We start from the raw sequence: 10,266 nt of genomic DNA, 5'->3' as shown, positions 1-10,266 counted from the left end.
CGCGGACGTGGTCGTCGGCCTCGCCCTTGGCGCCCCGACACCCCGCGACCACAGCGCCCCCACGTCGAGATCCCCGACGTCGCCGCCCAGGTCCCGAAGAACCCGGACGTCTGCAAACTCGGCAAGCAGTACGGCGGCTGGCGCAAGGACAGCCCGGAAGCGGTGATCTGCGAGGGAACGTACGGGCGCTAGCCGAGGCCCGACCCGCGCGAGGGGTGCCTGTCGAGCCACGCGACGCCCGCCGGGCCGGGTTTCGCAAGGCGCTGGCCCAGTGGACTGCCGACCTGTCGCCGTCTCAGGGCCGCTGTCGCGGCGGTCCCCACTCCGCGGTGCCGGAGGGGCCGCCTTCGCCGAGTCGCAGTTCCAGTCGGCTGATCGCGGCCCGTACCCCGTCGCCGTAGCTGTCGTCGCCGAGTGAGTCCGCCGCGCCTCGCGCCCGGCGCAGATGCGTGCGGGCGGCGTCCGGGCGGCCGAGCTTGACGTAGTCGGCCGCGAGGTTCAGATGCAGCGAGGGGTACAGCGCCCGGACCGCGAGCGCGCCCTCGTGCTCGGCGAGGCGGTCGTCCGTGAGTTCCTCGGCGGCGGTCAACGCCCGCAGGTCCCATGCGAGTTCGTCCGAGGGGTCGTCATGGGTGTCGGCCATGTAGTGGGCGAGGGTGCAGCGGTGCAGCGGGTCCCCGTCCTCGCCGATCTCCGCCCACAGGTCCAGGAAGCGGTGCCGGGCCTCCTCGCGGTCCCCCGCGTGATGCAGCATGACGACCTGCCCGATGCGCGTCATCACGGCATCGGGCACCGTCTGCTCCTGTCGCTCCGCCACCGCGTCCTCCGGGCACTCGTCGGTCACTACCACCCGACGCTAACGGCCCCCACCGACAATCCCGGTCAGGCGGCACCGGGCCGGTCCGACGGGGAACCGGCCCGGCGGCAGTCAGCCCAGGTTCGGGATCGTCCAGTCGATCGCCTCGTGGCCCTGGAGCGCCACCGCCTCGTTGATCTGCGTGAACGGACGGGAGCCGAAGAACTTCTTCGCCGACAGCGGGGAGGGGTGCGCGCCCTTGACCACGATGTGCCGGCTCTCGTCGATCAGCGGGAGCTTCTTCTGCGCGTAGTTGCCCCACAGCACGAAGACCGCCGGGTCGGGCCGGTCGGCCACCGCGCGGATGACCGCGTCGGTGACCTTCTCCCAGCCCTTGCCCTTGTGCGAGTTCGCCTCGCCGGACCGGACGGTGAGGACCGCGTTGAGCAGCAGGACGCCCTGCTGGGCCCACGGCAGCAGATAGCCGTTGTCCGGGACGGGCGTGCCCAGCTCCTCCTTCATCTCCTTGTAGATGTTCCGGAGCGAGGGCGGGGTCTTCACCCCGGGGCGCACCGAGAAGCACAGGCCGTGGCCCTGGCCCTCGCCGTGGTACGGGTCCTGACCGAGGATCAGGACCTTCACCTTGTCGTACGGAGTGGCCTCCAGCGCGGCGAAGACCTCCTCGCGCGGCGGGTAGACGGGACCCTTCGCCCGCTCCTCCTCGACGAACTCGGTCAGCTCCTTGAACCAGGGCTGCTGGAGTTCGTCGCCCAGGACCTCGCGCCAGGACTCGGGCAGCATGGCGATGTCGGTCACGTCAACGTCCTTATGTCGTGCGGTCACTTCAGGTCTCAGAACCTACAGGCGACCACTGACAACGACTCCCCGGACCGGCGAACGCGCCCGCTACCAGCTGGTTTTCCGGTACAGCTCCCACATCGTCATCATGGTCGCCGGGTCGATGACCTTCTCGAGACCGGCGATCTCCTCGTCCGCGGCCACGTACTGCTTGCCCTGCCACAGGGGCAGCAGGCGCGCGTCGTCCACGAAGACCTGCTGAGCCTCCTCGATCTGCTGGGTCACGGCCCCGCGGTCGCTCTCCGCGCGTGACTGCGGAAGCAGCTTGTCGGTGATCTCGGGGGCGTCGTACGGGGTGCCGAGCGCGTTCTGCTCACCCACGAAGGGCGCGATGAAGTTGTCGGCGTCGTGGAAGTCGGGGAACCAGCCACGCCCGAAGACCGGGTACTCACCCTTCTGGTAGCCCTCGACGTAGGCCTTCCACGGGCGGCTCTTGAGGGTGATGGTGAAGAGGTCGGAGGCCTCCAGCTGCCGCTTCAGCTCCTCGAAGGCGGGCTTGGTCGTCGAACCGTAACGGTCGCTGGTGTACCAGAGGGTGAGCGGGACCCGCTCGGTGATCCCCGACTGCGTGAGGATCTTCTTGGCCTTGGCCACGCTGGGGTCGCCGTAGTCGTCGAAGAAGCCCGTGGTGTGGCCGGTGAGTCCGGCCGGGACCATCGAGTACAGCGGCTCGACGGTGTCCTTGTAGACGTTGTGGACGAGTGCCCCGCGGTCGACGATCTGGGCGATGGCCTTGCGGACCGCGGGCTTCGCGGCCCACGGGTCACTGGGGTTGAACACCAGGTAGCTGATCTCGGTGGTGGCGTTCTCCACCAGCTGGAGCCCGTCCTCGCGCTGGTTGGCGTCGATGTCCACGGTGTCGGAGGCGGCGAGACCACGGTAGATGACCGAGATCTCCTTGCCCTTGAGCGCCTTGGCCATCTCGTCGGACTGCTGGAAGTAGCGGATGGTGACGGCGCTGTTCTTGCGGTCCGCTATGCCCTTGTAGCTGTCGTTGCGGACCAGCTCGGCTTTGTCGCCCTCGTCGTAGGTGTCCAGGGTGTAGGGCCCCGAGCCGCTGATCTTCCCGTCCTTGCGAAGCGCGTTCGCGGGGTAGTCCTCGGGGTCCACGATCGACATGGCCGGCGTGGTGAGCACCAGGGGGAAGGTGGCGTCGGGCTGGCTGAGGTGGAAGACGACCTCGCGGTCGCCCTTCACCTGGACCCGGGAGAGCGTGCCGAGCAGGCCCGCGGGGCCGCCGTTGACGTTGATCTTCTTGATGCGGTCGATCGAGTATTTGACGGCGTTGGCGTCCAGCGTGTGCCCGTTGGAGAACTTCAGTCCCTCGCGGAGCGTGCAGCTGTACTCGGTGCTCGACGCGTCCGTGAACTCGCAGCTCTCGGCGGCGTCGGGCTCGGGGGCGGATCCGCCGGGGGCGTAGTTCAGGAGCGTCTGGTAGACGTTGCGGAACAGTTCCCAGGAGCTGTCCCACGACGCGGCGGGGTCCAGGGTGCTCGGGGCGCTGGTCGTCCCCACGACTATCGGGCTGTCGTCGTCGGAGGAGTCCGACGACAGGACGCCACACCCGGCCACCAGCGACGATACGGAAGCGATGGCCGCTATTTGCCGAAGGCCTCTGTTCCGGTTGAACACGCGCACGCTCCTCGAGCTGCCATACCAAGGGTTGGCAGACCATACCGCAGCTTTACTCGGCCTGAACCGGCCCCTCTGGCTTGTTTGTGGCCGGTGCCGTTGTGGCGGCGTTGTCGTAGGTCTGTGCGGGTCCTGTACATGGACACGGGCGCCACCGGTGTCCAGTGGCGCCCGTGATGCGTGCGGGGTCGGTCAGCCGACGCCGGCGTTGAGGAAGATGCCGCCGTCGATGACGAGCGTCTGGCCGGTGATCCAGTCGGACTGCGCGGAGGTGAGGAACGCCGTGGCGCCGCCGATGTCGGACGGTACGCCGAGCCTTCCCAGCGGGTAGGCCGCTGCGGCCTCGGCCTCCCGGCCCTCGTACAGGGCCTGTGCGAACTTGGTCTTGACGACCGCCGGGGCGATCGCGTTGACCCGCACCTTGGGGGCGAACTCGTGGGCGAGCTGCGCGGTCAGGTTGATCATGGCGGCCTTGCTGACGCCGTACGCGGCGATGAAGGGCGAGGGCGCGACGCCGGCGACGGAGGCGATGTTGACGATCGCGCCGCCGTTGTCCTTCTGCCAGGCGTGCCAGGTCTTCTGCGCGAAGCCGAGCGCCGAGATCACGTTGGTCTCGAACACCTTGCGGGCCACGTTCAGGTCGAGGTCGGCGATCGGCCCGAACACCGGGTTGGTACCGGCGTTGTTGACCAGGTAGTCGACGCGGCCGAAGGCCTCCATGGCGCGCGCGACGGCGACGGCCTGGTGCTCCTCGTCGTGGGCCTTGCCGGCGACGCCGATGACCCGGTCGGCGCCGAGCTGCTCGACGGCCTCCTTCAGGGCGTCCTCGTTGCGGCCGGTGATGATCACGCGGTCGCCGCGGGCGACGAGGGCCTCGGCGACGCCGTAGCCGATACCGCGGCTGGCGCCCGTGACGAGGGCGACCTTGCCGGAGAGCTCAGGAAGTTCAGTCATGTCCGTGATCCCTAGTCGAGCGGTCCGCCGGCCACGTACAGCACCTGGCCGGAGACGAAGCCGGCGGCCTCGTTGGTGAAGAAGGCGATCGCGTTGGCGATGTCGTCGGGCTCGCCCACGCGCGCGACGGGGATCTGGGTGGCGGCCGCGGCCTTGAACTCCTCGAAGCCCATGCCGACGCGGGCCGCGGTGGCGGCGGTCATGTCGGTGGCGATGAAGCCGGGGGCGACGGCGTTGGCTGTGATGCCGAACTTGCCGAGCTCGATGGCGAGGGTCTTGGTGAAGCCCTGGAGACCGGCCTTGGCGGCCGAGTAGTTGGCCTGGCCGCGGTTGCCGAGGGCCGAGGAGGAGGACAGGTTGACCACGCGGCCGAAGCCGGCGTCGACCATGTGCTTCTGGACGGCCTTCGTCATCAGGAAGGAGCCGCGCAGATGGACGCCCAGGACGGTGTCCCAGTCCGAGACGCTCATCTTGAACAGCAGGTTGTCGCGGAGCACGCCCGCGTTGTTGACGAGGATCGTCGGGGCGCCGAGCTCGGCGACGACCCGGGCGACGGCCGCCTCGACCTGGGCCTCGTCGGAGACGTCCGCGCCGACCGCGATGGCCTTGCCGCCCGCCGCGGTGATCTTCTCCACGGTGTCCTTGCAGGCGGCCTCGTCGAGGTCGATCACGGCGACCGCGCGACCCTCGGCGGCCAGTCGTACGGCGGTGGCGGCACCGATGCCGCGCGCGGCGCCGGTGACGATGGCTACCCGCTGCTCAGTGGTGGACATTGCTCGTTCTCCTCGCCATTGAAGAATGTGCGGCCCGATCGGTGAGCGACCGCTTAGTACCTTCAGCAGACGTGACGCTAGAAGCCCTGGCACTCGGTGTCAACGTCGCGCGCCCCGGGTGTGATCCATTACCTGACCAGGAGATCCAGCAACCGTTCCGTCTCGGCCGCCGGATCGGTGGTGAGCCCGGTGTGCACGGGCCCCGGCTGGACGACCGCCGAGCGGGGCGCGACCAGCCATCGGAAGCGCCGCCCGGCGTCGTCCGAGGCGGCCTGTCCGGCCGCGTCACCGCCCGCGCAGACGCTCTCGACGGCGCCCAGCGCGGCCCGCACCCCGGCCACGTCCGCGCCCGGGTCGAGAGCGAGCAGCCTGGCCTCGTCGAGGTGGGTGCGGGCGCCGACGTAGGCCTTGGCGCGGCAGTAGACGAGCACTCCGGCGTTGATGCACTCGCCGCGCTCGATGCGCGGGACGAGGCGCAGGACGGCGTACTCGTAGACGTCCCGGTCGCTGTCCTGCCCGCCCTTGATGATGTGGCGCTCGACCACACTGCCGGCCATGTGGATGTGGCGCTCGCTCACTTGGTCCCCTGGATGCGGTCGTGGATGTGGGGGGCGCGAGCCAGCAGGGGCCGCGCATAGGCCGCCCGCAGTTCGTCCGGGGTGTCGAAGCCGGGTTCGTCGGCCAGCCAGACGTCCGGGATCTCGGCGGTGACCTCGGCGAGGAGGTCCTCGGTGACCAGGGGGGCCAGCCGCGCGGCGGCGGCCCCGACGTCCGGGCGGAAGCGGGCGAGGGCATGCTCGGAGGCGTCGTACAGGCGGGCCGCGGACGCCTCGGCGCCGGGCCAGTTGTGGTGCCAGATCATGGTCGCGCCGTGGTCGATGAGCCACAGGTCGCCGTGCCACATCAGCAGGTTGGGGTTGCGCCAGGAGCGGTCGACGTTGTTGACCAGCGCGTCGAACCAGACGATCCGGCCGGCCTCCTGAGGGTCCACCGTGAAGGCGAGCGGGTCGAAGCCGAGGGCGCCGGAGAGGAAGTCCATGCCGAGGTTGGCGCCGCCGCTGCCCCTCAGCAGGTCCTGCACCTGCTGCTCGGGCTCGCCGAGGCCGAGCACCGGGTCCAGGGCTAGCGTGACGAGGCGGGGTACCCGCAGGCCCAGGCGGCGGGCGAGTTCACCGACGACGACCTCGGCGACGAGTGTCTTGCGGCCCTGCCCGGCGCCGGTGAACTTGAGGACGTAGGTCCCGAGATCGTCGGCCTCGACGAGCCCCGGCAGCGAGCCGCCCTCACGCAGGGGCGTGATGTAGCGGGTCGCGATGGCTTCCTTGAGCATCGCCCCAGGTTACCGAGGGGTGTCTGAACAACGGGCACGCCGGGTCCGTACCCCTGGGCAGTTCACGAGATATCCGTGGAAGGGGACGTGACCATGTCCAGCGAATCGCTTCATCCCACCTCGACACCGAGTCGGCGCACCGTCGTGGCGGCGGTGGGGGCGGCGGGGCTCGCCATCACGCTGAACGCGTGCGGGTCGGACGACGACGGGTCCTCCTCCGCCTCCGGCACCGCGCTCGCGAAGACGTCGGAGATACCCGAGGGCAGCGGCAAGATCTTCAAGGACGCGGGCGTGGTGGTCACTCAGCCCACGGCGGGCGAGTTCAAGGCCTTCTCGTCGAAGTGCACCCATCAGGGATGCGCGGTGACGGGTGTCTCCAACGGGGTCATCACCTGTCCGTGCCACAAGAGCGAGTTCTCGGTGACCGACGGCAGCGTGAAGCAGGGGCCCGCGACCCAGCCGCTGCCCGAGCAGAAGATCACGGTGAGCGGCGACTCGATCGCGCTCGCGTGAGAGCGGCCAGCACCTCGGCCGTGGTCGTCACGGTCGCCACCAGGGCGAGGGTGTTGCGGATCATCGCGGAGGTGTAGTCGCAGGGCACCCCAGCGATGGCGTCCTTCGGGACGACCACCGTGTAGCCGCGGTTGACCGCGTCGAACACGGCGTTGGGGACGGCCACGTTGGCGGAGACACCGGTGACGACGAGCGTGCGGCAGCCCAGGTTGCGCAGCAGCGGGTCGAGGTCGGTGCCCTGGATCGGCGAGAGTCCGTGCAGCCGTCGTACGACGAAGTCCTCCTCGGTGACCTCGATCGGGGCCGCGACCCGGACCGCGGTGGTGCCGGACAGCTGCTGGACGGGGAGCCGTTCGGCGGCGCGGAACAGACGGGCGTTGCGGTTGGCGCCGCGGCCGTCGGGGCGGCGTTCGGCGACGGCGTGGATCACCTGGATCCCGCTCTCGTGGGCGCCGGCCACCAGCCGGGCGACGTTGGCGAGGGCGCCCGAGGACCGTGCCTCCTCGGCGAGTTCGGGCAGTGCGCTGTCCGGGCCCACGACACCCTGCTGGCACTCGACGGTGAGCAGCACCGTGGAGTGCGGTGCGAGGAGCTCGCTGAGCTGTTCGTTCGACGGCACGGTCGCCCCCTGGTCGCCGGCGGTGGAGCCGGGAGCGTAGCCACCATTGCGTGGTGACGGAAGACGCCGCATCCTTTTCTGACGTGATGTCAGAGGATCTCTCCTCTGGCACGACGTGGGAGAAGGAAGAGGGGGCCGCATGACCGTCACTCAGCGCCGGGGCCGGAAGATCATGATGACGCCGGGCGAGCTGGACGAGTTCCTCACCAGCCAGCGCACCTGCCGGGTCGCCACCGTGTCGACGGGTGGCGCCCCGCATGTCAGCACGCTCTGGTTCGCCTGGGACGGCACCTCGTTGTGGCTGTACTCGGTGGTGAAGAGCAAGCGCTGGACCGATCTGCGCCGCGATCCGCGGGTCGCGATCGTGGTCGACACGGGTGAGGAGTACGACGAGCTGCGCGGCGTCGAGCTGTCCGGGGCCGTGGAGTTCGTGGGCGAGGCCCCGCGCGTCGGGGATCTGTACGCCGAACTCGACGTGCCGGAGACGCTGTTCGCGCGCAAGAACTTCCGGCTCGACGAGATGCCGCACGACGGACGGCATGCGTGGATGCGGCTGACACCGGACAAGATCGTGTCCTGGGACTTCCGTAAGCTCGCCGCCCTGTAGGGCGGTTCAGCCCAGTTTCGCCGCGGCCTCCCGCAGTGCCTCGACCGCCGCCCTGATCGACGGGCGGCGGTCGGCGTCCGCGCGCCAGACGACGTACACATGCCGTCGGACCCGCTGCTTGAGCGGGACGGTGACGACTCCGTCGGGCATCGGGTGCCGGCCCAGCAGCGGGGCGATGCAGATGCCCAACCCCGCGGCGACGAGCCCGAGTTGGGTGTGGGTCTCGGCGGCGCGATGGCCGACGATGGGCTCGATGCCCTTGGAGCGCAGGGTGAACATCAGCCACTCGTGACAGAACTCGCCCTGTCCCCAGGTGATCCACTCGTCTCCGGCGAACTCGGCCAGGTCCACCTCGTCACGGTCGGCGAGCCGGTGCCCGACCGGCATCGCGACATCCGCCGGGTCGTCCAGGACGGACGCCTTGACCAGCCCGTCCGGCAGCGGCATCGGCTTGTTGTACCAGTCCAGGACCACGGCGAGGTCGAGGTCGCCGCGGACCACGCCCGCGATGCCGAGCTCCGGCTCCAGCTCGCACGAGCGGACCCGCAGCGCGGAGTGCTCCGCCTTGAGGGCGGCGAGTGCGGCGGGGAACAGTCCGCGGGCCGCGGTCGGGAACGCAGAGAGTCTCAACTCGCCGACAACCTGCCCGCGTTGGGCCTCCAGATCGGACTGGGCGAGCTCGACCTGCGACAGGATGCGGGCCGCGTGCTCGGCGAGCAGCCGGCCGGCGTCCGTGAGCCGCACCCCCCGGCCGTTCTTGGCGAGGAGTTGCTGGCCGACCTCGCGCTCCAGCTTGGACATCTGCTGCGAGACCGCCGAGGTCGTGATGTGCAGCCCCTCTGCGGCGCCGCTCACCGAGCCGTGCCGGGCGAGGGCGTCGAGGGTGCGCAGGCGCTCCAGGTTCAACATGTAAGCAATGCTACGAGATACCGGGATGGAATTCTCGATTGTGCTACGAGGTTCTCGGCGCCAGGGTTGTCCCCATGACCACCACCGTCCGCGCCCGGACCCACACCCTCGACTGGCGTCTGCGCTTCGCCGCCCTCGCGCTGATCTGGGGCTTCAGCTTCCTGCTCATCAAGGTGGGCACCGAGGGGTACGCCCCCTTCCAGGTCACGCTGGGCCGGCTGCTGTTCGGGACGGCGGTACTGGCGGCGGCGATGGCGGTGAAGCGGGAGCGGCTGCCGCGCGGGGCGCGCACCTGGGGCCATCTGGCGGTGGCCGCGTTCCTGCTCAACGCACTGCCCTTCTCCCTGTTCGCCTACGCGGAGCTGACGATCCCGTCCACGCTCGCGGGCATCTGCAACGCGACCTCGCCGCTGTGGGGCATGGCCCTGTCCCTGGTCGCCCTGTCGGAGGACCGTCCGACCCGCACCCGGGTCGCCGGTCTCGGCCTCGGCTTCCTCGGCGTCCTGACGGTCCTGGGCGCCTGGCAGGGCTTCCACGGCCTGGACGCCCGGGGCACCACGATGGCCCTGCTGGCCTCGCTGAGCTATCCGATCGGCTGGATCTACGTCCGCCGCACGCTGGCCGGGGTCGGCCGTTCCCATCTCTCCATGACCGGCGCCCAGTTGCTGCTGGCGACTCTGCAACTGGCGGTCGTGACACCGCTGTTCACCGGCTTGCCCAGCCGCTTCGCCGTCACGCCCCTGCTGGCGATCGCGGCCCTGGGCACCCTGGGCACAGGCCTGGCCCTCCTCATCCAGTACGGCTTGGTCGCCGAAGTAGGACCCACCACGGCCCAGATGGTCACGTACTTCATCCCGGTCATCGCCACGGCTGCGGGCGTCGCGATCCTGGGGGAGTCGCTGAGCTGGTCGACGCCGGTCGGGGCGGTGATCGTGCTTGCGGGCGCGGCATTGACGCAGGTGCACCGAAGCGCCCCGCCAGGGGCGCGGGGCCGTATCGATCTGCGGCTCCGCCGCGGGGCGCGACCAGCCCCCACCGTGCCGCACCCGAAGCACGACCTCACATCCCGTTAGACCTGTCTCTTACACACATCCCCGAGACAACGAGACTCCTGAGCATCTAGTATGCTGGCATCTGCCTGAAATAAACAAACTTGTACTTTTTTTGAGACCGTGTAACCGTCGTGCTCCCATGATGGAATGTAGTGACGTGAACTCAAATACCAGCGAACTACAGCACCCAGGATCAGAACAATCTGCTAGCTAAGCCTGCGAA

Annotated in this window: 12 protein-coding genes and 1 pseudogene; 4 read left to right on the top strand and 9 right to left on the bottom strand. The window is 69.6% G+C overall.

All coding sequences use genetic code 11. The features are described 5' to 3' along the window. Positions 1 to 192: pseudogene (locus HLK59_RS44810) on the top strand (hypothetical protein); the annotation flags it as partial. A 103-nt stretch (positions 193 to 295) separates the two neighbouring features. On the opposite strand, the gene HLK59_RS44805 reads toward HLK59_RS44810, so the two are convergent. The 7 genes from HLK59_RS44805 to HLK59_RS44775 all read right to left on the bottom strand — a co-directional run bounded on the left by HLK59_RS44805 (position 296) and on the right by HLK59_RS44775 (position 6,343). Next, positions 296 to 817: a tetratricopeptide repeat protein gene (locus HLK59_RS44805; protein ID WP_171147427.1), complete on the bottom strand. Its 522-nt coding sequence runs from the start codon at positions 815 to 817 to the stop codon at positions 296 to 298. Between the two features lie 111 nt (positions 818 to 928). Further along, positions 929 to 1,612 carry a uracil-DNA glycosylase gene (locus HLK59_RS44800; RefSeq protein ID WP_171147425.1) on the bottom strand — a complete coding sequence of 228 codons (684 nt, stop codon included), beginning with the start codon at positions 1,610 to 1,612 and terminating at the stop codon, positions 929 to 931. Positions 1,613 to 1,702: 90 nt separating this feature from the next. Beyond that, the gene (locus HLK59_RS44795; protein WP_171147424.1) at positions 1,703 to 3,286 is read right to left on the bottom strand and encodes an ABC transporter substrate-binding protein; all 1,584 of its coding nucleotides are present in this window, start codon (positions 3,284 to 3,286) and stop codon (positions 1,703 to 1,705) included. 192 nt (positions 3,287 to 3,478) lie between these two features. Continuing rightward, complete coding sequence (locus HLK59_RS44790; protein WP_171147423.1) at positions 3,479 to 4,240, bottom strand: SDR family oxidoreductase; 762 nt, start codon at positions 4,238 to 4,240, stop codon at positions 3,479 to 3,481. An 11-nt stretch (positions 4,241 to 4,251) separates the two neighbouring features. After that, positions 4,252 to 5,013 carry a 3-oxoacyl-ACP reductase FabG gene (gene fabG / locus HLK59_RS44785; protein WP_171147422.1) on the bottom strand — a complete coding sequence of 254 codons (762 nt, stop codon included), beginning with the start codon at positions 5,011 to 5,013 and terminating at the stop codon, positions 4,252 to 4,254. Positions 5,014 to 5,141: 128 nt separating this feature from the next. Next, positions 5,142 to 5,591, bottom strand: coding sequence for a DUF3037 domain-containing protein (locus HLK59_RS44780; RefSeq protein WP_346779967.1), 450 nt, complete (start codon positions 5,589 to 5,591; stop codon positions 5,142 to 5,144). Continuing rightward, positions 5,588 to 6,343: a HipA family kinase gene (locus HLK59_RS44775; RefSeq protein ID WP_171147421.1), complete on the bottom strand. Its 756-nt coding sequence runs from the start codon at positions 6,341 to 6,343 to the stop codon at positions 5,588 to 5,590. Before HLK59_RS44775 ends, HLK59_RS44780 begins: the two co-directional genes overlap by 4 nt. 93 nt (positions 6,344 to 6,436) lie before the next feature. On the opposite strand from HLK59_RS44775, the gene HLK59_RS44770 reads away from it, so the two are divergent. After that, positions 6,437 to 6,856 carry a Rieske (2Fe-2S) protein gene (locus HLK59_RS44770; RefSeq protein ID WP_171147420.1) on the top strand — a complete coding sequence of 140 codons (420 nt, stop codon included), beginning with the start codon at positions 6,437 to 6,439 and terminating at the stop codon, positions 6,854 to 6,856. On the opposite strand, the gene HLK59_RS44765 is transcribed toward HLK59_RS44770, so the two are convergent. After that, a complete protein-coding gene (locus tag HLK59_RS44765; RefSeq protein WP_171147419.1) occupies positions 6,822 to 7,475 on the bottom strand; it encodes a cysteine hydrolase in 654 nt (217 codons plus the stop codon). The genes HLK59_RS44770 and HLK59_RS44765 overlap by 35 nt on opposite strands. A gap of 139 nt (positions 7,476 to 7,614) precedes the next feature. On the opposite strand from HLK59_RS44765, the gene HLK59_RS44760 reads away from it, so the two are divergent. Beyond that, positions 7,615 to 8,082: a pyridoxamine 5'-phosphate oxidase family protein gene (locus HLK59_RS44760; RefSeq protein ID WP_171147418.1), complete on the top strand. Its 468-nt coding sequence runs from the start codon at positions 7,615 to 7,617 to the stop codon at positions 8,080 to 8,082. 6 nt (positions 8,083 to 8,088) lie between these two features. On the opposite strand, the gene HLK59_RS44755 is transcribed toward HLK59_RS44760, so the two are convergent. Next, positions 8,089 to 8,991, bottom strand: coding sequence for a LysR family transcriptional regulator (locus HLK59_RS44755; protein WP_171147417.1), 903 nt, complete (start codon positions 8,989 to 8,991; stop codon positions 8,089 to 8,091). 74 nt (positions 8,992 to 9,065) lie between these two features. On the opposite strand from HLK59_RS44755, the gene HLK59_RS44750 reads away from it, so the two are divergent. Next, positions 9,066 to 10,064 carry a DMT family transporter gene (locus HLK59_RS44750; protein ID WP_240983007.1) on the top strand — a complete coding sequence of 333 codons (999 nt, stop codon included), beginning with the start codon at positions 9,066 to 9,068 and terminating at the stop codon, positions 10,062 to 10,064. The last annotated feature ends 202 nt before the right edge of the window (positions 10,065 to 10,266 follow it).

Origin of the sequence: Streptomyces sp. S3(2020) (assembly GCF_013044505.1) — a bacterium.
Classification (GTDB): domain Bacteria; phylum Actinomycetota; class Actinomycetes; order Streptomycetales; family Streptomycetaceae; genus Streptomyces.
Note: the sequence above shows the minus strand (reverse complement) of the source record. Positions and strands in the feature narration are given on the sequence as shown.